The sequence below is a fragment of the Psychrobacillus sp. NPDC058041 genome (assembly GCF_042885655.1).
In the GTDB taxonomy this organism is placed as follows: Bacteria; Bacillota; Bacilli; order Bacillales_A; family Planococcaceae; genus Psychrobacillus.
Map to the genome: position 1 here is coordinate 102,455 of NZ_JBHVRO010000006.1, position 22,286 is coordinate 124,740.

Sequence of the window (22,286 nt, forward strand, 5' to 3'; positions counted from 1 at the left end):
AAAATAATGGGGAAAGCCTTAATTCAATTAGAACATGTTTATTACCAATATGAACAAACAGTGGCATTAAAAAATATTTCGTTAAAAATTGAAGAAGGTGACTTTCTAGCAATTATAGGTCCAAATGGATCTGGGAAGTCGACACTTTTAAAAATAATACTAGGTTTATTAAAGCCGACAAAAGGGAAGGTTTTGCTTTTTGAAAAACCTGTTCCTTTATTTAGAGAAAAAGAGCTAATAGGATATGTTTCTCAAAAATCAAATGCCTTTAATTCTGGATTCCCAGCAACAGTAGAGGAAGTAGTAAAAAGTGGTTTAGTAAAAAAAGTTGGCTTATTTCATTCTTATCCTAAAAATGTAGATTCAAAAGTGAGGGAAGCTCTGACCTCTGTGGGTATGGAAAAGTTTTCAAAAAAAAATATTGGAGATTTATCAGGCGGTCAGCAACAGCGAGTTTTTATCGCTAGAGCTTTAATTAGTAATCCAAAAGTTTTAATTTTGGATGAACCAACTGTTGGAGTAGATAGTAAAAATGTTCGCTCATTTTATCATATGTTATCTCATTTAAATCGGGAACATCAAATTACAATTGTATTAGTAACTCATGATGTTGACGCCGTCTCTAAAAGCATAAGTCATGTCGCTTGTCTGAATCAAACAATTCATTTTCATGGCTTTCAAAAGGAAATGGATTTGATGAGTGATGAACAATTAGAGGCATGGTATGGACATTCTGTTCGGAAAGTGACACATCGAAATGAGGTACAATCATGATTGAATCATTACTTCAGTATCAATTTTTACAAAATGCCTTTATTTCGGGATTAATTATTGGAATTATAGCACCATTACTTGGCGTATTCATAGTTGTTCGTAGGCTTTCTTTAATTGCGGATGCATTAAGCCATGTTACATTAGCTGGGATAGCTGGTAGTCTATACTTAAGTCAAACAGTTGGGGCATTAGCGTTACTAAATCCATTATATTTGGGGATTGTGGCTTCCGTTACGGGTTCACTATTTATTGAACGACTTCGTCGAATGTATAAGCATTATGAAGAATTAGCGATCCCGATTATCATGTCCGCAGGATTGGGCTTTAGTGCTATCTTTATATCGCTAGCTGAAGGTTTTAGCTCTGATTTATTTAGTTATTTATTCGGTTCTGTATCAGCAGTGAGTCGCCAAGATTTATGGATAATTATTTGTATTGCCATAATAGTAATTGCATTTCTAACATTTTTTTATAAAGAATTGTTTGTTTTATCTTTTGATGAGGAATATGCAAAGGCCTCTGGATTACCTGCAAAGTGGATTCATATATTATTTATGATTGTAACCGCATTGGTTATCGCAGGTTCCATGAGAATTGTCGGAATACTACTAGTTTCATCACTTATGACATTGCCTGTTGCCGCAGCAATGCGAATTGCAAAAGGTTTTAAGCAAGCTATTTTTTTCTCTGTTTTGTTTGGTGAACTTGCAGTTATTATTGGAGTAGTAAGCGCATTTTATATGAATTTAGCTCCAGGTGGTACAATCGTAGTTACGTCGATTATTATCTTACTTCTAACAATTACATTGAAAAAGATGTCAATGAAGGGAGTTGTATCACAATGAATATTGAAAAAGCTTGGGATATCCTAAAAAAAGAGGGTTTTAAAAAGACCGACAAACGGGAACAAATTTTAGATATTTTTTCAAAAACAGAGAAGTATATAACAGCAAGAGATATTTTAGATGTTATGATGGTAGAACATCCAGGGATGAGTTATGATACAATCTATCGTAACTTAAGTACATTTGTTGATCTTGGTATTTTAGAAGAAACGGAGTTAAGCGGAGAAAAACACTTTCGTATGCAATGTGAAATGGATCACCATCATCATCACTTTATTTGTATGTCCTGTGGAAATATTAAAGAAATTAATTTTTGTCCTATGGAAGTTTTGCAAGATGCTATCCCAGCATATCAAATAGATAATCATAAATTTGAAATATATGGTAAATGTCCAAAGTGTCACTAAATAGAAACACCGCCAATTAAATGTTTGGTGGTGTTTCTTTTCATATTTGCTCTCATCAAATTATTTTAGCTGTTATCTCTCACAAGCAATTCCATCTTTATCCCGATCTTTGCTTGCGTTAGCGTTGTAGAGTTCTAATGATACAGTTGGTTTATATTTTGTTTTTCCTCCTTTGTTAGTGACTTTTGCGTCTTTTGCTACTCCTCCTGGGTATACTTTATTTAACTCTGTACAGTTTTTAAATACCTTGGCAGCAGCATCAGTAGTGGTAGGAGACACGGTTGAGATACCCAAGACTAATGAAGTTGTTATTATGATTGTTAAAATTCTTTTCATTTTATTCCTCCTATTGGTTGATCTGTAAATAAATTAATTATAGAGGATTTTTGGTGTAACTTCTATGAATGTTCTTTAAGTGCCACTTTTTTATATAAATTAGTCGGCAATTCCTATTGGAAAGACATGATATTTTTCCTCTTTGAAAATAGGTTAATACCCTTTATGAGAGGATGGATTGTTCGTGGGAAAGCGAGTTTTTTTAGACTTTACAAAAAAAGTCTGTAAGCAGACTCGTTTTTAATGAGTTTACTTACAGACTGATCATGAGGATTATTCCTTAGATGTTTTGTAATGCGAATTCTTTCTCAATCCACTTATTTGCTTCTATCCAGTTATTTACACGAATAACGCCTTTCGGAGCAGGTTGTTGGTTATATGGCGTGTTAAACAATATAACAGGAATATCTAGTTCTTCGTGTATTTCTACTGCATTATCATGCTTATCTTCAAAGAAAGCATGGACACCATATTTTCTAGCAGTTTCAATTTTATTATGTGATCCTATTAATTCGATATGATCATAAAGTAATTCTTGTTCTTTAAACCAATTTAGTGTAACATCCATAACATTTTCACCACGAGCAGAAATGAAAAACAGTTCATATTTTTCTTTCCATGCAGACAAAACTGCATGTGCATCTGGCTGTATAGGGGAAGTTGCATATATAACCGCCTCTGTTTTCCTGAACCATTCATAAAATTCTAGTTCGTTAACTGGAAATGCCTTTGTTAAATCATACTCTTTAATATCTTCTAACTGAAGATTGCAGTTAAAAGCACTATTTATATGTGGAAGTAAAGAAGTAGGAGATGTTACAGTCCCGTCAATATCTATTCCGAATCGAACACTCGTCATATACTTTACTCCTTACGCTTGTAGTTTTTCTTTTTCTAATTTTTCTTGTTCTTGTTTTGCAAAATATTCTGCTGCAATTTTATCAATTTCAATTTTAAGTTCATCGACCATTGTTTCTTCAGGTACTTTACGTACTATTTTACCTTTCATAAATAATAGCCCTTCACCTCGTGCTCCAGCAATTCCGATATCTGCTTCGCGGGCTTCACCTGGACCGTTTACTGCGCATCCAAGTACTGCTACTTTAATTGGGGCTTTAATATGTGATATATATTCTTCTACTTCATTTGCAATAGAAATTAGGTCAATTTCAATACGTCCACATGTTGGACATGAAATAAGTGTTGCAGCATTAGATGATAGACCAAATACTTTTAACAACTCGCGAGCAACTTTAATTTCCTCAACAGGATCTGCACTTAGCGATACACGCATTGTATTTCCAATTCCCATGCTTAGTAAAGTTCCTAGTCCTGCTGCACTTTTAATAGATCCAGCAAATAACGTACCTGATTCTGTGATACCTAAATGAAGTGGGTAGTCAAATGCTTGAGAAGCTTTTGTGTAAGCTTCAATTGCTAAATTTACATCCGATGCTTTCATCGAAACGATAATATTGTGAAAATCTAAGTCTTCTAGAATTTTAATATGGTGCAGGGCGCTTTCTACCATACCGTCTGCTGTTGGGTAACCATATTTTTCTAATATTTTCTTTTCAAGTGAACCGGCGTTCACACCAATACGTATAGGGATACCTTTTGCTTTTGCAGCATTTACAACAGCTTCTACTTTTTCTTTACGTCCGATATTCCCCGGATTAATACGAATCTTATCTGCACCTTGCTCAATAGCAATAAGAGCAAGCTTATAATCAAAATGGATATCTACTACAAGTGGGATATTAATACGTTTTTTTATCTCTCCTATTGCATTGGCAGCTCTCTCATCAGGACATGCTACACGTACAATCTGACAACCAGCTTCTTCAAGTCGTAATATCTCCGCAACAGTTGCTTCAACATCATGCGTTTTAGTAGTAGTCATACTTTGGATGAATAGCTCATTGCTTCCACCTATTGTTAAGTCTCCAACTCGAACAGGGCGAGTTTTGGAACGATGAATTATTTCACTCATGAAATTCTCTCCTTCTTGAGGCTTTATGCCATCACTATCCTCCATTTTATCAGTCTGAGGAATGAAATTACAAGAAAGAAAGCTCTATCTTTCATTTTTGCAAGCTTCATTAGTGGTGTAGACAGGTAAAAATACTAATTCACCATCTTTTGCCGTTTGTTTTATTAAATGTGGGTTCAATTGATAAAAGTCTAAAAGTCTTTTTTCATAGGTAATTGATTCATTAACGGGATACATTGAAAAAAGAGAAAGAAATGTATCGCCGGAATGCACTTTTATGGAAATATAATCCATTGTTTCGTTACATTCTTCAGTTGGATAAAACGCAAGAGGAATCGTACCTTCAAACATATCTACTTTGATAATATAAAGTGTGATGAGAATCATAATAGTTGCTACGAATATTTTCATATAAAAACCCCCTTGTCCTACAATATGTGGAAAAGGGGGGATTATGACTAACGTTTAATTGGATAGTATTTGCATGTTAAAAAGAGATATACAAGAGTAATCATATAAATGGCAAGTTCGATATATCCATTTGTCCAATGAATAATTGAAAAAACTATAGAGATTAGCATTGGAAGAGTACTTGCGAATAGAGCACTTCTCCACATATGCCGGTATTCACCTTTATGTTTCAAAATAGACAGAAGAATAACCCCAATATAAGCAAAAATACTAATTCGGATAAAAATAAATAAAGTATTAAGCACAAATAATAATACGAAAGCAGATGGGTATATCAACCATTTAATGTCCTTAAAGTATTCTATTATGTCTTCCATATTTGCTTGTTGGATAGATAAACCGTTTATGAATTGAACAAATGAAATGATAGTGATGATTAATACATAAGTAAATACATATTGCATAGTCTTACCGATTGGTACAAGGCGAAATGCCGCAATTTTTTTGGGACTATGTAAACTTGCTTTAAATAACTGAAATAAATTCATCAAATTCACCCTTTCTCCTACATTTTATCATCTGTTAATAGTAGAAAACAAAGTAATTTAGATGATTATGTTAAGAAAATATTAAGAATATCTAGATTCACTTTACAATTCCTTTATAATTTAACCATAATAGAATATAAAGATATCATCGAAATAGGAGTTGACCTTCAAAGTGGATCTCAATTGGCAAGAAATGCTGTTCGAATTTTTTGGTGGATTAGGTATATTTTTATTTGCCATTAAATATATGGGAGACGGCTTACAAAAAGCCGCTGGAGATAGATTAAGAGATTTACTAGATCGTTATACAACAAATCCTCTTATGGGAGTTGTAGCTGGTATATTATTTACGGTTTTAATCCAATCTAGTGCTGGAACGATTGTAATTGTAATAGGTTTAGTAAGCGCTGGGTTTATGACTTTGCGCCAATCTATAGGTGTTATAATGGGTGCAAATATAGGAACAACTATAAAGGCTTTTATTATTGGTTTTGAAATTGGGGATTACGCACTTCCAATTATGGCAATTGGGGCGTTTTTAATCTTTTTTTTCAAAAGAAAAATGGCGCATAATGTCGGAGAGGTACTATTCGGCTTAGGTGGTTTGTTTTTAGGACTCGAATTAATGATGAAAGGCATGAGTCCCTTACAACATTTATCATCGTTTACGGAGATGACTTTAAGTGTAAGTAATCATCCAATTCTAGGAGTAGTAGCTGGAGTGATTATGACAGTGTTCATACAAAGTTCTAGTGCTTCGGTAGCTATATTACAAGGTTTCTATGCGGAGCACTTAATTTCTCTAAGAGGCGCTTTACCAATTTTATTTGGAGATAATATCGGAACGACTATTACTGCCATTTTAGCTTCATTGGGAGCAACGGCTAGCGCTAAAAGAGCAGCTACTTCCCATGTACTATTTAATATTGTCGGTACGATTGTATTTTTAATCTTTTTAACACCATTTTCAATGTTTATGGAATGGATATCTGGGGTATTTGCACTGGAAAATAAGATGCAAATAGCTTTAGCCCACGGAACATTTAATCTGGTGAACGTAATTCTTCAATTTCCTTTAATCGGTGCATGGGTAGTTTTATTGACGAAGTTTTTACCTGGGGAAGATTACTCGACCAAATACAAAACAAAACATTTAGAAGAGGATTTCATAGAAGAATCTCCAACTATTGCAATTGGGCAAGCTAAAGAAGAAATTCTACGTATGGGCAATTTTAGTGTTCAGGGATTAGAGAAGACATTTGATTACCTTAAATTTAGAAATAAACAGGAAGCACAAGAAGCTTTTCAAATAGAAGAAGCAATTAATCATTTGGACACAAAAATAATAAACTATTTAGTAAGGATTTCTTCCCAACCTTTATCAAAGCAAGATTCCAGTAGACATTTTATGTTAATGACTACAGTAAGGGATATTGAAAGAATAGGCGATCATTTTGAAAATATTATTGAACTAATTGATTATCACGACGAGCATCGTTTTCAACTTACTGAGGACGCAATGGAGGACATTACAGAAATGTTTACTTTAACGATCAATACTGTAAAAAAAAGCATAGAAGCTTTGGATTTGAATAGTGATCAACTTGCAAGAGAGGTTGCAGAACAAGAGAACGTGATTGATCGTATGGAGCGTCAATTTAGAAAAAATCATTTTTTCCGATTGAATGAAGGGTTATGTTCTGGTCATGCAGGTGTAATTTTTGTAGATATGTTGAGTAACTTAGAAAGAATAGGTGATCATGCAGTAAATATTGCAGATGCTATTTTAGGTAAACGCATATGATTGAAATCGTTGGATGGATACTTATAATTGCTTGTTTCATTATTGCATTTATTGGAACGTTTTATCCAATTATACCTTCAGTAGTCTTTATGATATTAGGTTATATTATTTATGGCTTATTTTTCTCTTTTGCAGAATTGAATTGGCTATTTTGGATCATTCAGTTATTATTTGTTGTTCTTTTATTTAGTGCAGATATGGCAGCCAATGCATTCGGTGTGAAAAAATTTGGTGGGACAAAAGCTGGTATGTGGGGAAGTTCAATCGGCTTAATATTAGGTCCTTTTGTTATTCCTGTGGCAGGAATCTTAATTGGACCTTTTCTAGGAGCTATAATAGCCGAGCTAGTCATTACAAGAAAAGGGCTGAAACAAGCGATAAAATCGGGAATCGGCTCCTTAGTAGGTTTTCTTACATCTTCCGTAGCAAAAATAATTATATTGACTGTAATGTTAGTACTCTTTATTATCTTCGTATAACTTCAGTCAAAAGTATGAGAATTATAATTTTAGTCTTTTTTAATTGAACGTTTTCCTTTAATTTGATACGCTAATACACGGAAAGAATTTTCTAAAATATTCTTTAGGAGGAAACAAAAATGGCATATGAATTACCAGAATTACCTTATGCGTACGATGCACTTGAACCACATATTGACAAAGAAACGATGAATATTCATCACACAAAACATCATAATACTTATGTTACTAATTTAAACAACGCGGTTGCAGGGAAAGCAGACTTAGAAAACAAATCTGTAGAAGAGTTAATCGCTAACTTAAATGCAGTACCTGAAGATATTAAAACTGTGGTACGTAACAATGGTGGCGGGCATGCTAACCACTCATTTTTCTGGCAAATCCTATCACCAAACGGTGGTGGAAATCCAACAGGAGAATTAGCAGAAGCAATCGATGTTAAATTCGGTAGTTTTGATGCTTTTAAAGAAGAGTTCGCTAAAGCAGCTACTACTCGTTTTGGATCAGGCTGGGCATGGCTATCTGTAGCTAATGGAGACCTAGAACTTTCATCTACAGCTAACCAAGATTCACCAATTATGGAAGGTAAAACTCCTATTCTAGGATTAGATGTTTGGGAACACGCATACTACTTAAACTACCAAAACCGTCGTCCTGACTACATCTCTTCTTTCTGGAATGTAGTAAATTGGGATGAAGTTTCAAAAAGATACGCTGCTGCAAAATAAAATAATATTAAATTCTGCGACGAGCTTCGCGCAGGAATAAAATAATTTTATAAAAAAGAAACTTTGCACACACTTTTTCGTCTAAAAGTGTGTGCTTTTTATGTTACACTAACATATAGTGAGATCTATTAATTTTATTCAATTAAAGTTAATGCCTCCGGTGGATGTTGCAGGTGTCATCTAGAAATTTATCCACCAAGCGGTTACAAAGTCTTGGCCAAAATATGCCAAGGTGAATTTGATAGAAGTAGGTGATCCCCATGAGAAAAACTCCAAATAAACGTGCACAAAGTGTAAAAGCCAAACAAAGAGCTAATATTACCTTTCGCATGAATATACTTTTCTTTTCTATATTCCTGTTGTTTACATTATTAATCTTACGTTTAGGTTACTTACAAATTGTAAAAGGGGAAGACTATAAAAGAAATCTAGAACGGACAGAGGAAGTTTCTGTTAATACAAGTGTACCGAGAGGGCGTATTTTTGATAGTGAAGGACGAATTCTAGTAGATAATGAGCCACAACGCGCTATTACATATACTAAAATGCAAACAACTAAATCAGAAGAGATGTATAAAACAGCTGAAAAACTGAGTTTACTAATTGATAAAAATATATCTTCAATTACTAAAAGTGACTTACAAGATTTTTGGCTAAGGAAAAACAAGGAAGAAGCATTAATGCTGGTGTCTGATGAGGAACGTAAAAAAATTGAATCAGATGAAAATTTATCGGCAAAAGAAAAAAATATCGAAATTAACCGATTAACACGAAGTAGAATTCCAGAAGCCCAATTACAATCATTTACACCAGAAGAAATGGAAGTTATTGCAATCTACCGTGAAATGGTTGCGGGATATGCATTATCACCTCAAATTATTAAAGGGGGAGAAGTTTCTAATAAGAAACTTAAACCTGGTGAGATTTCGGAAGAAGTTTCAGTGGAAGAATTTGCGCGTGTTTCTGAAAGACTGGGTGATGAAGATTTAAAAGGTGTTAATACAACTACCGATTGGCGAAGAGTATACACATCTCCGCTTGCGATATTAGGAACTGCTACTTTACCAAAAGAAGGTATACCAAAAGAGCGGCTCGATTATTTCTTATCAAGAGGTTATTCTAGAAATGACCGTGTCGGAAAAAGTTATATTGAACAACAGTACGAAGACGTGCTCCAAGGACAAAAAAGTATCGTTAAGAATATTACAGATGGAAAAGGGAGAGTAATAGATACTCAAACAATTGATGAAGGTAAACCGGGAGAAGACTTAGTATTAACAATGGATAGTGAAGTACAGATTGCCCAAGAAGAAATTTTAGAAAAAGAACTTTTGAGATTGAAACAAATTCCAGGAACAAAGTATCTTGATAGAGCATTTTTTATTATGATGAATCCTCATACTGGTGAAGTTCTATCATTAGTTGGCAAGCAAGTCGTGAATGATCCTGAGACAGGCAAGCTAAAGGTTCGGGATTATGCATTCGGTTCGTTTACAACATCCTATGAAGTGGGATCAACTGTTAAACCAGGAACATTATTAACCGGATATCGAGAAAATGCTTTGACTATTGGGGAAAAGAAGATAGATGAACCTATCCGTATAAAAGGTTCAGCTCCGAAGAGTTCGGTATTTAATAGGTCTGGTCGAATTCAACTTAGTGATTCAGAAGCAATTGAACGTTCTTCCAATGTATATATGTTTAAAACTGCATATAGTATTGCTGGTCGGACTTATCAACCAAATCAAGGAATAAGTTTTGGTCCAGAAGCCTTTCAAAAGATGAGAAATGGATATGCTCAACTTGGCTTAGGCGTTCGAACAGGGATTGATTTACCGGGCGAGGTTGCTGGGGTAGAGGGTGGACTCGAGATGGGGAAATTACTTGACCTTGCAATTGGTCAATATGATACGTACACTCCATTACAGCTTGCTCAATATGCTGCCACTCTTGCAAATGGTGGAAATCGTATTCAGCCACATGTAGTAAAGGAAATACGAGAACCATCAACTGATGGTGAACAACTTGGTAGTGTTTTAAAAGAGTTTACTCCGAATATATTAAATACTATTGATAATTCAAAGGCGGAAATTGATCATATTCGTTCAGCTATGCAATTAGTGTATTACGGAAGTAAAGGTTCTGCGCACTCTGCGTTTGGAAACTCTCAATTTAATGGAGCTGGGAAAACAGGAACTGCACAATCTTTCTTTTTTGATGCCGCGCAAGGTAGAAGTTTTAGAACTGTTAATTTAACACATATTGGTTTTGCGCCATTTGATAACCCTGAGATATCATATGCACTAGTTATTCCTTGGGCTTCGCTTGAATCTAACTACAAGTCTAGTTTTGCCACACCTATTGCACGTGAACTAGTAGATAAGTATTTTGATATTCAGAAAAAAAATGAAGTAAAAAAAGAAAATGAATCTACAACGACTCCTACTATTAAACCTGCTTTTACAAACGATAAAATAGATGAAGAAGACACACAAACGAAATAATAATTTAACTGACCATCCTTTAGGGTGGTCAGTTTTTTTGTATAAGATTTGAAATTAAATTGAAATTGGCTGCTAGAAATCCAGTATTCATGGCATTTTTACTTCACAGTTCGGATTTCCGTTTCAGGTGGACGCGTTCGTTGTGATCGCTGATCTGTCTCACAGAGGAACAAAGTCTAAGAGCGCCACATCGTGTGGCAACGCCTTCGTGACCAACATCCTGTTGGACTCCGACTGGAGTCGCCACCTTTCACTACAATCCATTAAGTGATTAATACCTAGCAAGAAGATTTAGCCCTGCTATAGCTATGAGGATAGAATTTAGTCAAAGTAAACGTAGTTACTAATATTGATAGTACTTTAAAGAATTAAATAATACCGAGGATTTCCATTTCAGGTGGACGCGTTCCGCAGGGGCGCTGCTACGCGTTCGTTGTGATGGCTCGTCTGTCTCACAGAGGAACAAAGGCTAAGAGCGCCACATCGTGTGGCAACGCCTTCGTGACCAACATCCTGTTGGCCTCCGACTGGAGCCGCCATCTTTCACTACAATCCATTAAGTGATTAGTACCTAACAAGAAGATTTAGCCCAACTATCGCTAAGAGGATAGAATTAGTTAAGTAAACATAGTGATCATGTAATCTATCTTACTAATCAATTATAAATCATCCCATACATACTAGTTGATAGGAGCGTAGGAAACGCCTTCATGACCAACATCCAGTTGGCCTAGGAAATTGTAGCGATGCCCGCGAAAAGCACCGACATTCATATGCTAGTCTTCTTAAAAGGACCGGGTGTTTTTCTTTTTTTCTATTAACAAACTATTCGATTTACAAAACCTTTACAATACGTTCATATCGACTCAACAAATACCCCTTATAGTAAAGCATGTAAGACAAATAGAAAACAAACTTTAGGGGGATTTACCTGATGAAGAACTGGAAGTACTTATTAATGACAACAATGGTAGGATCAGCGTTGGCGCTTGGAGCATGTGGAAATGATTCAAACACAACTACTGAAAAACCTTTAACGGAAGAACAATCAACAGATAAAGTAGTTCCTATAGAAGGTAAAGTTGCTGGAGATGGATCAAGTACAGTAGCACCTATTATGGAAGCAATTGTTGAAGAATATGCAGGAGTACAAAATAAAGTTCAAGTTACAGTTGGAGTATCAGGTACAGGTGGAGGATTCGAAAAATTCATCGCTGGATCAACAGACTTCTCGAATGCATCACGCCCGGTTAAAGATGAAGAAAAAGAAAAACTTGCAGCGGCAGGTATCGACTTCACGGAATTTAAAATTGCTTATGATGGTATTTCATTAGTTGTAAATAAAGATAATGACTGGGTTGACTCTTTAACAATGGAAGACCTACAAAAAATGTGGACTGAAGACGGCACAAAGAAAAAATGGTCTGATATTAATCCAAAATGGCCAAACGAAGAAATCGTATTTTACTCACCAGGAACAGATTCAGGAACATATGATTACTTCGATGAAGTAGTACTTAAAAAAGCTGATTTGGTAAAGGCAGCGACACTTTCTGAAGACGATAACGTATTAGTACAAGGTGTTCAAGGTGATAAAAATGCTATTGGTTACTTCGGATATGCTTACTATTTAGCTAACAAAGACAATCTAAAAGTAGTAAAAGTTGGTGGGGTTGAACCTTCAAACGCAACAATTGAATCTGGTGAATATGCACCACTATCTCGCCCACTATTTGTTTATGCAAAAAATAGCGCAATTAAAGACAATGCAGCAGCTTATGATTTCATGAAGTACACACTTGAAAATGCCGGTGAAATGTCTGAAGCAGTTGGATACGTAAAACTTCCAGAAGCTGATTATACAAAAGGATTAGCTGATTTAGAAGCTTTAAAATAATTGGTAAATCTAAAAAAGTAAAGAGATGAGTAGCAAGTTTGCTACTCTTTTCTTTCGTTTGGTAAAAGGGGGATTCACCATGGCTCAGAAGAAGTTGACTGGTCAATCATCAGTTCAAGAGCTAATTGCAAAATCAAGCGGTAAGAAACAAAAAAAAATAATTGAAAAGATGATTCCGGTCATTCTTTTACTTATTGCATCTGTGTCCGTTTTGACGACATTTGGAATTGTTTTTACACTAATTGTGGAGACAGGGATTTTCTTCTCAAAAGTTCGAATTACTGATTTTCTTTTTGGGACAGAATGGTTTCCATTTGCTAACACACAACAACAATTTGGAATTCTACCATTAATAGCAGGTACTTTAAAAGTAACCTTAATTGCTATTATCGTTGCTGTTCCATTTGGAATTGCTTCTGCAGTATTTTTAAGTGAATATGCAAGTGATAATACAAGAAGAATTATTAAACCAATTTTAGAAGTTTTAGCAGGTATTCCAACGATCGTGTATGGATTCTTTGCTTTAACTTTCGTAACACCGTTACTACAACAATTAATTCCTGGACTAAAAATCTTCAATGCATTAAGCCCAGGTATTGTTGTAGGCATAATGATTTTACCTATGATTGCATCTTTATCAGAAGACGCAATGTCATCCGTTCCTAGGTCCATTCGTGAAGGAGCTCTTGCAATGGGGTCAACCAAATTAGAGGTTGCTTTAAAAGTAGTGTTACCTGCTGCTTTGTCAGGAATAATTGCATCCATTGTGCTTGCGGTATCTCGTGCAATTGGGGAAACAATGATTGTTTCATTAGCTGGAGGTTCTACTCCAAAATTTGATTTTAATGTGACGGATTCTATACAAACAATGACAGCATATATCGTTCAAGTATCGTCAGGGGATGCTGGCTATGGAACAACAATTTACTACTCAATATACTCTGTAGGTTTTACTTTGTTCCTATTTACACTTTTAATGAACTATATTGCTCACGTTATTTCAAAAAAATATCGGGAGGAATATTAATATGAAATATGTTAATCATGAATCAGTTGTTAATAGAATGAACAAACGACTTATTACTAATCGTATATTTAAAACAATATTTTTCTTTGCAACTTTATTTGCATTAGTCATACTTGCGATTCTATTTTATAGAATTACTACGCAAGGAGTTGGCTATTTAACACCTGAGTTTTTTCAAAACTTTGGTTCTCGTTTTCCTGCTAAAGCTGGGATAAAGGCGGCTTTAGTTGGTTCTATCTGGTTAATGTGCGTTGTTGCCCCTGTTTCCTTAATATTAGGGGTAGGTACAGCTATATATTTAGAAGAATATGCAAAGAAAAACAAATTGAATGATTTTATTCGGATGAATATTTCGAACCTTGCTGGTGTACCTTCTGTTGTATTTGGATTACTTGGTTTGACTATTTTTGTTCGTACTTTATCACTAGGGAATAGCATTCTTGCTGCTGGATTTACAATGAGTTTGTTAATACTTCCAGTTATAATCGTTGGTGCTCAAGAAGCAATCCGTTCAGTGCCTAATGATGTTAGAGAAGCTTCATACGGAATGGGAGCTACAAAATGGCAAACGATAATTAGAGTTGTTTTGCCTTCTGCTATTCCTGGTATTCTAACGGGAGCAATTTTGGCTCTTTCCCGAGCAGTTGGAGAAACAGCTCCTTTAGTAGTGATTGGTGTACCTGTTATTATTCAGTTTCTACCGGAGAATTTACTAAGCCAGTTTACGGCACTACCAATGCAAATTTATGATTGGGCGAAAAGACCGCAAGCAGAATTCCAACATGTAGCTGCTGCAGGAATTCTTGTATTAATGATGTTCTTATTAATCATGAATTCAATAGCCATTTTTATTCGAAATAAATTTCAAAAAAGGTACTAAACTAAATTGTAAATAGGAGGAATATTGATGGTACAGGTTATCGAAAAAGCTTCATTAACAAACCAAGAAACATCAAATATTGTATATAATACACAACAACTAAATTTATGGTATGGCAATCACCATGCGTTAAAAAACATAGATCTTCAAATTAAAGAAAACGAAGTAACAGCAATTATTGGTCCATCTGGATGTGGTAAATCTACCTATATTAAAACATTAAATCGAATGGTCGAATTAGTACCTACTGTTAAAACATCCGGGGAAATTTTATATCGTGACCGCAATATTTTTGATTCGGACTATGGAGTAGAAGAATTACGTACAAAAGTGGGGATGGTTTTCCAAAAGCCAAATCCATTTCCAAAGTCAATCTACGATAATATTGCATATGGACCAAGAATTCACGGTATAAAAAACAAGAAAATACTAGATGAAATCGTAGAAAAAAGTTTACGTGGAGCAGCAATTTGGGATGAAGTAAAGGATCGTTTATCAACGAATGCTTATAGCCTATCTGGTGGTCAACAACAACGTATTTGCATCGCTCGCTGTTTAGCGATAGAACCTGATGTAATTTTAATGGATGAACCTACATCAGCACTTGACCCAATTTCTACGTTAAAAGTAGAAGAACTAATTCAAGAACTAAAAACGGATTACTCCATCATAATTGTTACACATAATATGCAACAAGCTGCTCGTATTTCGGATAAAACAGCCTTTTTCTTAAATGGAGAAGTGGTCGAGTTTGATCATACGGATACCATTTTTTCTACACCTAGAGATAAACGCACAGAAGACTATATTTCAGGACGTTTCGGATGAGGAAGGGAGTTAATGAAAAATGGTAGGTAGAGAGAAGTTCAATGCGGAATTGCATCAAGTACAGAACTTAATGCTCGAATTAAGTAATATGGCAATTAATACGCTTAATGATTCCATGGATTATTTATTAGCAAACGATATTGAAGGTGCCCTTACAGTTATTAATAATGATCTTCATATTAACCGCATGGAAGAAGAAATTAATGACCGAGTTATTTTACTTATTGCTAAACAACAACCTGTAGCTACTGATTTAAGAAGATTAATGGTGCTGATAAAAGCAGCTGCAGATATGGAACGAATTGGTGATTATGCAGTAAATATTGCAAAAGAAACAATCAGGATTGGGAAAGATGAGCATATTGCGCCGATTCATTTATTAGATGAAATGCGTATCAAAACAATTGCGATGTTGAAACAAATTTTAGATGCATTTATGAAAGAAGATATCGAGGAAGCAAAGAAAATTGCAAAACTAGATGATGAGATTGATGCAATGTATGGGCATGCTATTAAAACACTTCTATCAGTAGGAGTAGAACAACCTGCACAACTTAGTCAAATTACTCAATTGTCATTTGTATGTCGTTATTTGGAAAGATCGGCGGATCATGCTACCAATATGGCCGAGAGAGTCTTATATTTACTTAAAGGAAAGCATTATGAATTAAATAACTAATGGAAAAGCCCACTTCAAATATTCATTTGAGGTGGTTTTTTTACAGAAATTATTTAAATTTTTTATGCCCTGAATAGGTTAATTTCCGCTGTAGGCGGAAGCTTGCAAGAGCGTGCAAGAATCAAGCCGCTTCCCTTGCGGTTACTCTTCGCAGAAAAGATATGCTCCTGTACAAATAGATAGTATCCATTGGTCAAGAAGCGCTGAGTGGACGAAATTGCATCTTCGTCCACTTTTAAAAGAATAGGAAAGTATCTAATCTCGAATAACCAAACCTATTGCACCATGTCTCTACCTATTTCAAGCGAGCTACGGACAAACGTCCACCACAAGATTACCGAAAAAAGAGGATCTGGAAGTAACTCAGTCACTTCCAGATCCTTCATAAAAGTCTTCGTTAATATTGTAGCCAATGTTTCGTTCAGAGCAATCTGTAAATTATAAAGACCAGGTGCACTTAAAGGACACTGGTCTTTTTCTTATTTTTTCGTTATTTTTTCAGCAATTTGTTTCATAGTCATAGAAGAATCCAATTCATATTCCCCTATCTGAATAAGTCCAGTCAAATTCTGAGCATCTAGATAGTCTTCAAAATCTTGTTTTTTCTGAATGATGCCTGTGCTTTCTAATGCGGAACTGATATCTTTAGAATTCATGCCGGATTGAACTATTAAAATAGAACTGGTAGTGCTTTTTTGTGCGGGCGATTCTTTTTCTTCAATTTTACCGCTGACTTCTGTCATCTGTTCCTTTTTTGCGTTATCTAAATCTAATTGAAGTTGAGCAAGCTGTTGTTTAACAATTTTTAATTCGGCTTGGGACTTTTCATATGCTTCCTCATTTATAGCTTGCGAAGGAGCATTTTCATCTGATTTGGATATATGTTGAATTTGGAATACAGCACCAGCAAGAAATAATCCAATTCCCAATGAGAGGATAGAGCTTCTCTTCATTTATTTTCCACCGCCTATGACGGATTTCACTTCATCAATAGTTAATGACGATCGTTTGCTTATTTCTAGCAAAGAGTAACCTTGTTTATGTAATTCTAATACTTGGCTTTTAATTATTTCATGAATGACCGGTTTTGTTTTTTGTTTTGCTGGTGGAGTAATTTTGGTGGTTTCTATTAATAATTCTTCTTCTACAATTTTTAGCCTTCTCTTTAAAGCACTTGTTTCTTGATATAATGTAAAAGAGAGATCTTCCATTTCTGTCTCCATTTTTTTGACAGAATCTTTTACGAAAAATGAAACAATGATCAATATAATACCAATAACCATAATAATGATTGAGTAGTCCATAATATTCACCTCTGATTAATATCTTCCTCTTATTATACTAACATATTCCAAAAAACTTTGAATAAATTCTTTCCTTAAACTGTGGATTTTATTTCTTTATATGCTATAATGGATTAGTCGTATAAATCATGCTCAGATTTTATATTTCATCCTGTAAAAGAGTGGGAGGGACAACCATGCGCGTTAATATTACATTAGCTTGTACAGATTGCGGAGAGCGCAACTATATTTCTAAGAAAAACAAGCGTAACAATCCAGAACGTCTTGAACTTAAAAAATATTGCTCACGTGAAAAGAAATCGACTCTTCATAGAGAAACTAAATAATAACTTAAACCAAAACCAATTTCGGTTTTGGTTTTTTTCTATTAATTTTTGGAGGGAAATGTATGCCCAAAAAAGAACAAAGAGATGAAATGAAAAAGCAACTCAGTACCTTAGATAAGTCTTTATATCAGATGTATTCAAGTGAAATCGAACGGCGCTTTCTTGCGGATGAAAATGTTTTACGAGCATCCATAATTGGTATTACTATTTCTGACTTCCCAGAAGTTGAAACGGAAAATATCATTAAAAAACTATGGGGGATGGGTAAAACAGTTGTAGTGCCAAAATGCGTTCCAAAGGATCGGACAATGACATTTTATAAAATTGAAAGCTTTGATCAGCTTGAAACTGTTTATATGCATTTACAAGAGCCAAATCCACTTGTAACTACAGCAGTGTCCTCAAACGATATTGACTTGCTTATAGTACCAGGTATTGTTTACGATTTATCAGGTTTTCGAATTGGTTATGGAGGAGGATATTATGATCGTTATTTATCTGAATTTACTGGTCATACAATTTCCTTAGCATTTGATTTTCAAGTATGTAGTTTAGTGGAGAGAGAAAACTACGACATCCCAGTAGACAAAATTATCACCAATATAAAAACCATTTCGTGTGAATTACATCGTAAAGAGGTAAAATTAGATGAAAACAGTTTATGATATAATGCAACTTTTAAAACGTTTTGGAATATATATATACACGAAAGATCGTTTAGCTGACTTAGAAATGATGGAGGATGAAATAAAAGAATTGTATAAGATGCAATTGATCGAAGCAAATGACTTTCAAATAGCGATACTAGTATTAAGGAAAGAACAAAATAACTATAAAAAAAAATGAGCGACGGATTCATTTCTATCTGTTGCTTTTCTCTTTTAAAGGCTATGTTAGGCTGCTAATCCAGTGGGAAGAGGGAGCGAATAAAGGAACTAAGGTTAGGAATGCACCTCGTGTTGCTACACCTCCGGAAGTACCACTGGCTGTTCAGGTTGAAAGCGTCCGCCTTTAACGAAAATCTCCAGTTTTAAAAAATATTTGAAACTTTTGAGGTTTATAACCGTCTATTAATGGGTATGAGAATTTAAGATATGAAAAATTTTAACAGATTACCCTTTCCTTTCTGTTGATTTATTTAATAGAAAGGATTAAGATATACTCTGTTACTTTTACTCATATTATAAAGAGTGTAAAAAGGGGGGGATGTAGGCATGATAAAGAAAAACTGGCCGACACATTCAATTCTTGTTATTGCTATTGTGGTTACTTGGATTAAAACCTATGTGGTTTATCACACTAGCTTTGATTTGAAAATAGAAAATATGATGCAACAATTTATATTATTAATAAATCCGCTAAGTTTTCTTTTGTTTATTTATGGGCTGTCACTGTTTTTTAAAAGCTCAAAAGCTAGAAATAGATACATTGTTATTACAAGTATCATTCTATCGATAGTGTTATATGTCAATGTTGTTTTTTATCGATTTTTTACGGACTTTATTACAATTCCAGTATTATTCCAAACAAATAACTTTAGTGATTTAGGAACATCCGCTAAATCTAGTATTAATTTAACTGATATTTTCTATTTTACTGATGTAGCAATTATTATTGTTGCTTTAAAATGGTTAAAGATAGGTCAAAAGATTTCGATTGTTAAACCAGCTATTAGAAGAGCGTATTTTGTTTTAGCTGCGGCAGTATTGTTTTTAAATCTAGGTTTATCTGAAATTGAAAGACCACAACTTCTTACAAGAAGCTTTGATAGAGAAATGTTAGTGAAAAACCTTGGACCTTACAACTATCATTTATACGATTTATATATTCAGTCGAAGTCGCATGCTCAACGAGCACTTGCTGATGGTAGTGAGCTAGTAGAAGTAAATAACTATGTTCGTTCAAATCAAGCTGAACCTAATGCGAAAATGTTTGGTCTAGCTGATGGACGTAACTTAATAGTCGTTTCTATGGAATCTTTACAGAACTTTGTTATTAATAACGATATGAATGGTCACGAAATTACTCCGTTTTTGAATTCGTTAACGAAAGACAAAGATACTTTTTACTTTTCTAATTTTTACCATGAAACAGGTTTAGGGAAGACCTCTGATGCGGAATTTCTAGTTGAAAATTCCCTTTTTCCTTTAGGTGGTGGAGCAGTTTTCTTTACTCATAGTGGGAACAAGTTTCACTCAATGGCAGAAAGTTTAAATGAAAAAGGTTATTTCACGAATGTAATGCATCCAAACAACAAAAGTTTTTGGAATAGAGATATGATGTATCAGGCTCTTTCTGTTCAGAAATTTTTTGATGTAAATAGTTATGATGTTACAGAAGATAATTCTGTTGGATGGGGAATGAAAGATATACCTTTCTTCAGTCAATCGGTTGATTTAATGGCTGATATGCCACAACCATTTTATTCTCGTATGATTACTTTAACAAATCATTATCCATTTGATTTAGATGAGGAAGATCAATTTATTCCTCCTTACGATTCTAATTCAAAGACTCTAAATAAATATTTTCAGACTGTCCGTTATATGGATGAGGCTTTAAAATCGTTCTTTGATGATTTAAAAGCAAAAGGCTTGTACGATAATTCAATTATCGTTATGTACGGCGATCATTATGGAATTTCCGAAAATCATAATGCTGCAATGTCTCAGTACTTAGGCAAAGAAATTACACCTTATGAATCAGCTAAACTTCAACGTGTTCCTTTCTTTATCCATATTCCACATAGTGGTGTTGGGAAAGAAATGACAGAAACTGCTGGACAAATTGATATAAGACCTACAATATTACATTTGTTAGGTGTAGACACTGCGAAAGACATGCAGTTAGGAGCGGATCTATTTTCTAAAGATCATGAAGACTTTGCTATTTTCCGAAATGGTGGTTTCGTGACGGATAAATTAGTTTATGCAGGTAATGCTTGTTACGATAATTCTACTGGTACTGAAGTTGATATTGAAAAATGTCAACCTTATATCGATCGTACTACACAAGAACTAGGTTATTCTGATCAAATTATTAATGGAGATTTACTCCGTTTCTATGATCTGAAAACAGGAAATCTCCTTCTCGATCAAGCTGAAAAAGAGAATAAAAAATAATAAAAACACAGACTAATCTGTGCTCAGGCTGTAGGCAAACTCTATATAACGAGTTTGCCTACAGTCATTTTTAAAAATGAAATCAAAAAAGCTCCTACTACTAGCTTAATTGTAGTAGAATTATTTAGCACTCATACATTCGATTTACGACAATTTTGAGCAAAGTGAGTCCACAGACATTTACTATGAAACAATTTAAGTTTTCACACGTCTAATACATTAGTTGAAGGGGGGAGTCTATTGAAGAAAATTGGAACACTCATTTTGTTAATATTGCTTCTTCAAGGCTGTTCAGAAAGTAAAAGTTCAGATAATGATCCTGAAGAGACGGTGAAAACTACTGATTCTACTTTGGTCACAGCACCTGATTCGAATTCTCCCAAAGAGATTCCGTCGATAATATTAACTTCCTCTACTTTTCATAGTGTTATAGGATGGCTATCAAATGACGAAATCCTTTTTATCCTTCTGGAAAAAGGAAAGTGGACTGTTCAATCTTACTCTATTTCAAATGAATCATGGAAAACTATCTATACATCTGCTATACCGATAATTGAAGGATTTATACATCCAAATAAAGAACTTATTTTATTACATACTTCTAACAATTCTTCATCAGCAGAAGTTCAAATCATACATAAGAATGGATACTTAGTACAAAGCCTAACATTTGAATCCGCTGAAATATATATGGATTGGCATCCTACGAATCCTGATTTAATTGTTTTTACAACCTTTTATGAGGATTGGTCATATAATACATTCATCTACGATGGATCTACTCAAAATTTACAATCTATAGAAGCTGGAAATCCCTTTGTTAAATGGTACGATGATAAGCACTTAATGCTTTTAAAAGGAACTGATAGCAGTTTAGATGGAAATGAATTAATTCTATATTCTTTGGACGATAAAACACTCAAAGACACAGGTATACAACACTTGGTTGACGTTCAAAATTTAGGAGATAGTATGCTTTATATTCAGATTAACGAAGATAAAAAGCTATATGAATATCATTTAGTTAATAATGAAAGCAAAGACTCTTTCGAATGGACATCACCAGCAATCAGTAATTATTCTGAATGGGTTATACCTACGATTTCTGTTGTGAAGCCCGGTCAAATTATTACAATGAAGGCATTGGAAAGTGGAAACGTCGATGAAACTGGTGATAAAAGTATTATTTCATCCATCTCATTGGAAGGGGAACATGAATTGGGGCAAGTTTTATCTCAGCCCATTACATGTGCTCCGGACGGTAAAACTTGCCTAGGTGGATATGAGTTGGAGAATTGGATTCAATTAAATCCTTTAAAAGAAAAAGTTTGGATTCACTTGGATGAATAGAAAAGAGCTGTTGTACAGTTTGTACAACAGCTCTTTCTATTACA

24 protein-coding genes are annotated in these 22,286 nt (G+C 34.4%); 17 read left to right on the top strand and 7 right to left on the bottom strand.

Annotated features, from left to right (window positions below; translation table 11 throughout):
- The first annotated feature begins 6 nt into the window (after positions 1 to 6).
- Genes ACFVR1_RS11205 through ACFVR1_RS11215 form a run of 3 tightly spaced genes read left to right on the top strand, consistent with a single transcriptional unit; the run spans position 7 to position 2,026 of the window.
- Entirely contained in the window at positions 7 to 774 is a 768-nt protein-coding gene (locus ACFVR1_RS11205) for a metal ABC transporter ATP-binding protein (RefSeq protein ID WP_387584059.1), read from the top strand.
- Complete coding sequence (locus ACFVR1_RS11210; protein WP_387584061.1) at positions 771 to 1,619, top strand: metal ABC transporter permease; 849 nt, start codon at positions 771 to 773, stop codon at positions 1,617 to 1,619. The genes ACFVR1_RS11205 and ACFVR1_RS11210 overlap by 4 nt, the downstream gene beginning before the upstream one ends.
- Complete coding sequence (locus ACFVR1_RS11215; RefSeq protein WP_387584062.1) at positions 1,616 to 2,026, top strand: Fur family transcriptional regulator; 411 nt, start codon at positions 1,616 to 1,618, stop codon at positions 2,024 to 2,026. The genes ACFVR1_RS11210 and ACFVR1_RS11215 overlap by 4 nt, the downstream gene beginning before the upstream one ends.
- 72 nt (positions 2,027 to 2,098) lie before the next feature.
- Here ACFVR1_RS11215 and ACFVR1_RS11220 read toward each other — a convergent pair whose 3' ends face one another.
- From ACFVR1_RS11220 to ACFVR1_RS11240, 5 genes are all read right to left on the bottom strand, one after another.
- Positions 2,099 to 2,362: an excalibur calcium-binding domain-containing protein gene (locus ACFVR1_RS11220; protein ID WP_387584064.1), complete on the bottom strand. Its 264-nt coding sequence runs from the start codon at positions 2,360 to 2,362 to the stop codon at positions 2,099 to 2,101.
- Between the two features lie 280 nt (positions 2,363 to 2,642).
- The gene (locus ACFVR1_RS11225) at positions 2,643 to 3,221 is read right to left on the bottom strand and encodes a hypothetical protein (RefSeq protein WP_387584066.1); all 579 of its coding nucleotides are present in this window, start codon (positions 3,219 to 3,221) and stop codon (positions 2,643 to 2,645) included.
- 12 nt (positions 3,222 to 3,233) lie between these two features.
- Positions 3,234 to 4,355, bottom strand: a complete 1,122-nt coding sequence (gene ispG, locus ACFVR1_RS11230; RefSeq protein WP_387584068.1) for a flavodoxin-dependent (E)-4-hydroxy-3-methylbut-2-enyl-diphosphate synthase — start codon at positions 4,353 to 4,355, stop codon at positions 3,234 to 3,236.
- Positions 4,356 to 4,439: 84 nt separating this feature from the next.
- The gene (locus tag ACFVR1_RS11235) at positions 4,440 to 4,766 is read right to left on the bottom strand and encodes a hypothetical protein (RefSeq protein ID WP_387584069.1); all 327 of its coding nucleotides are present in this window, start codon (positions 4,764 to 4,766) and stop codon (positions 4,440 to 4,442) included.
- A 47-nt stretch (positions 4,767 to 4,813) separates the two neighbouring features.
- A complete protein-coding gene (locus tag ACFVR1_RS11240; protein WP_387584312.1) occupies positions 4,814 to 5,314 on the bottom strand; it encodes a DUF1189 family protein in 501 nt (166 codons plus the stop codon).
- A 172-nt stretch (positions 5,315 to 5,486) separates the two neighbouring features.
- Here ACFVR1_RS11240 and ACFVR1_RS11245 point away from each other — a divergent pair, with 172 nt between their 5' ends.
- From ACFVR1_RS11245 to phoU, 9 genes are all read left to right on the top strand, one after another.
- Positions 5,487 to 7,118 (top strand): Na/Pi cotransporter family protein, encoded by a 1,632-nt coding sequence (locus ACFVR1_RS11245; RefSeq protein WP_387584071.1) that lies wholly within the window; start codon positions 5,487 to 5,489, stop codon positions 7,116 to 7,118.
- The gene (locus ACFVR1_RS11250; protein ID WP_387584314.1) at positions 7,118 to 7,597 is read left to right on the top strand and encodes a DUF456 domain-containing protein; all 480 of its coding nucleotides are present in this window, start codon (positions 7,118 to 7,120) and stop codon (positions 7,595 to 7,597) included. The genes ACFVR1_RS11245 and ACFVR1_RS11250 overlap by 1 nt, the downstream gene beginning before the upstream one ends.
- A gap of 119 nt (positions 7,598 to 7,716) precedes the next feature.
- Positions 7,717 to 8,325, top strand: coding sequence for a superoxide dismutase (locus tag ACFVR1_RS11255; RefSeq protein WP_387584072.1), 609 nt, complete (start codon positions 7,717 to 7,719; stop codon positions 8,323 to 8,325).
- 260 nt (positions 8,326 to 8,585) lie between these two features.
- Positions 8,586 to 10,829: a peptidoglycan D,D-transpeptidase FtsI family protein gene (locus ACFVR1_RS11260; RefSeq protein ID WP_387584074.1), complete on the top strand. Its 2,244-nt coding sequence runs from the start codon at positions 8,586 to 8,588 to the stop codon at positions 10,827 to 10,829.
- A gap of 934 nt (positions 10,830 to 11,763) precedes the next feature.
- Positions 11,764 to 12,726 (top strand): PstS family phosphate ABC transporter substrate-binding protein, encoded by a 963-nt coding sequence (locus ACFVR1_RS11265; protein WP_387584075.1) that lies wholly within the window; start codon positions 11,764 to 11,766, stop codon positions 12,724 to 12,726.
- A gap of 79 nt (positions 12,727 to 12,805) precedes the next feature.
- Positions 12,806 to 13,753, top strand: a complete 948-nt coding sequence (gene pstC / locus ACFVR1_RS11270) for a phosphate ABC transporter permease subunit PstC (RefSeq protein WP_387584077.1) — start codon at positions 12,806 to 12,808, stop codon at positions 13,751 to 13,753.
- A gap of 1 nt (position 13,754) precedes the next feature.
- Positions 13,755 to 14,633: a phosphate ABC transporter permease PstA gene (gene pstA, locus ACFVR1_RS11275; RefSeq protein ID WP_387584079.1), complete on the top strand. Its 879-nt coding sequence runs from the start codon at positions 13,755 to 13,757 to the stop codon at positions 14,631 to 14,633.
- Positions 14,634 to 14,660: 27 nt separating this feature from the next.
- On the top strand, positions 14,661 to 15,461 hold the full coding sequence (gene pstB, locus ACFVR1_RS11280) for a phosphate ABC transporter ATP-binding protein PstB (protein ID WP_387584080.1): 801 nt from the start codon (positions 14,661 to 14,663) through the stop codon (positions 15,459 to 15,461).
- 19 nt (positions 15,462 to 15,480) lie between these two features.
- A complete protein-coding gene (gene phoU / locus ACFVR1_RS11285; protein ID WP_387584081.1) occupies positions 15,481 to 16,140 on the top strand; it encodes a phosphate signaling complex protein PhoU in 660 nt (219 codons plus the stop codon).
- Between the two features lie 479 nt (positions 16,141 to 16,619).
- Here the strand turns inward: phoU and ACFVR1_RS11290 are convergent, their stop codons facing one another.
- Positions 16,620 to 17,093 carry a hypothetical protein gene (locus ACFVR1_RS11290; protein WP_387584083.1) on the bottom strand — a complete coding sequence of 158 codons (474 nt, stop codon included), beginning with the start codon at positions 17,091 to 17,093 and terminating at the stop codon, positions 16,620 to 16,622.
- Entirely contained in the window at positions 17,094 to 17,444 is a 351-nt protein-coding gene (locus ACFVR1_RS11295; protein ID WP_387584084.1) for a DUF6115 domain-containing protein, read from the bottom strand.
- 176 nt (positions 17,445 to 17,620) lie between these two features.
- On the opposite strand from ACFVR1_RS11295, the gene rpmG reads away from it, so the two are divergent.
- From rpmG to ACFVR1_RS11320, 5 genes are all read left to right on the top strand, one after another.
- A complete protein-coding gene (gene rpmG / locus ACFVR1_RS11300; RefSeq protein ID WP_093265860.1) occupies positions 17,621 to 17,770 on the top strand; it encodes a 50S ribosomal protein L33 in 150 nt (49 codons plus the stop codon).
- A 62-nt stretch (positions 17,771 to 17,832) separates the two neighbouring features.
- Complete coding sequence (locus ACFVR1_RS11305) at positions 17,833 to 18,435, top strand: 5-formyltetrahydrofolate cyclo-ligase (protein WP_387584085.1); 603 nt, start codon at positions 17,833 to 17,835, stop codon at positions 18,433 to 18,435.
- Positions 18,419 to 18,616 carry a YqgQ family protein gene (locus tag ACFVR1_RS11310; RefSeq protein WP_387584087.1) on the top strand — a complete coding sequence of 66 codons (198 nt, stop codon included), beginning with the start codon at positions 18,419 to 18,421 and terminating at the stop codon, positions 18,614 to 18,616. Before ACFVR1_RS11305 ends, ACFVR1_RS11310 begins: the two co-directional genes overlap by 17 nt.
- Before the next feature lie 368 nt (positions 18,617 to 18,984).
- Positions 18,985 to 20,892, top strand: a complete 1,908-nt coding sequence (locus ACFVR1_RS11315; protein WP_387584088.1) for an LTA synthase family protein — start codon at positions 18,985 to 18,987, stop codon at positions 20,890 to 20,892.
- A 240-nt stretch (positions 20,893 to 21,132) separates the two neighbouring features.
- Entirely contained in the window at positions 21,133 to 22,242 is a 1,110-nt protein-coding gene (locus ACFVR1_RS11320; RefSeq protein WP_387584090.1) for a YqgU-like beta propeller domain-containing protein, read from the top strand.
- Positions 22,243 to 22,286: the final 44 nt, after the last annotated feature.

Bases quoted from the DNA above. Each gene is read 5' to 3' on its own strand.
- ACFVR1_RS11205 (WP_387584059.1), top strand. From the start codon at position 7: ATGGGGAAAGCCTTAATTCAATTAGAACATGTTTATTACCAATATGAA.
- ACFVR1_RS11210 (WP_387584061.1), top strand. From the start codon at position 771: ATGATTGAATCATTACTTCAGTATCAATTTTTACAAAATGCCTTTATT.
- ACFVR1_RS11215 (WP_387584062.1), top strand. From the start codon at position 1,616: ATGAATATTGAAAAAGCTTGGGATATCCTAAAAAAAGAGGGTTTTAAA.
- ACFVR1_RS11220 (WP_387584064.1), bottom strand. From the start codon at position 2,362: ATGAAAAGAATTTTAACAATCATAATAACAACTTCATTAGTCTTGGGT.
- ACFVR1_RS11225 (WP_387584066.1), bottom strand. From the start codon at position 3,221: ATGACGAGTGTTCGATTCGGAATAGATATTGACGGGACTGTAACATCT.
- ispG (WP_387584068.1), bottom strand. From the start codon at position 4,355: ATGAGTGAAATAATTCATCGTTCCAAAACTCGCCCTGTTCGAGTTGGA.
- ACFVR1_RS11235 (WP_387584069.1), bottom strand. From the start codon at position 4,766: ATGAAAATATTCGTAGCAACTATTATGATTCTCATCACACTTTATATT.
- ACFVR1_RS11240 (WP_387584312.1), bottom strand. From the start codon at position 5,314: ATGAATTTATTTCAGTTATTTAAAGCAAGTTTACATAGTCCCAAAAAA.
- ACFVR1_RS11255 (WP_387584072.1), top strand. From the start codon at position 7,717: ATGGCATATGAATTACCAGAATTACCTTATGCGTACGATGCACTTGAA.
- ACFVR1_RS11260 (WP_387584074.1), top strand. From the start codon at position 8,586: ATGAGAAAAACTCCAAATAAACGTGCACAAAGTGTAAAAGCCAAACAA.
- ACFVR1_RS11265 (WP_387584075.1), top strand. From the start codon at position 11,764: ATGAAGAACTGGAAGTACTTATTAATGACAACAATGGTAGGATCAGCG.
- pstC (WP_387584077.1), top strand. From the start codon at position 12,806: ATGGCTCAGAAGAAGTTGACTGGTCAATCATCAGTTCAAGAGCTAATT.
- pstA (WP_387584079.1), top strand. From the start codon at position 13,755: ATGAAATATGTTAATCATGAATCAGTTGTTAATAGAATGAACAAACGA.
- pstB (WP_387584080.1), top strand. From the start codon at position 14,661: ATGGTACAGGTTATCGAAAAAGCTTCATTAACAAACCAAGAAACATCA.
- phoU (WP_387584081.1), top strand. From the start codon at position 15,481: ATGGTAGGTAGAGAGAAGTTCAATGCGGAATTGCATCAAGTACAGAAC.
- ACFVR1_RS11290 (WP_387584083.1), bottom strand. From the start codon at position 17,093: ATGAAGAGAAGCTCTATCCTCTCATTGGGAATTGGATTATTTCTTGCT.
- ACFVR1_RS11295 (WP_387584084.1), bottom strand. From the start codon at position 17,444: ATGGACTACTCAATCATTATTATGGTTATTGGTATTATATTGATCATT.
- rpmG (WP_093265860.1), top strand. From the start codon at position 17,621: ATGCGCGTTAATATTACATTAGCTTGTACAGATTGCGGAGAGCGCAAC.
- ACFVR1_RS11305 (WP_387584085.1), top strand. From the start codon at position 17,833: ATGCCCAAAAAAGAACAAAGAGATGAAATGAAAAAGCAACTCAGTACC.
- ACFVR1_RS11310 (WP_387584087.1), top strand. From the start codon at position 18,419: ATGAAAACAGTTTATGATATAATGCAACTTTTAAAACGTTTTGGAATA.
- ACFVR1_RS11315 (WP_387584088.1), top strand. From the start codon at position 18,985: ATGATAAAGAAAAACTGGCCGACACATTCAATTCTTGTTATTGCTATT.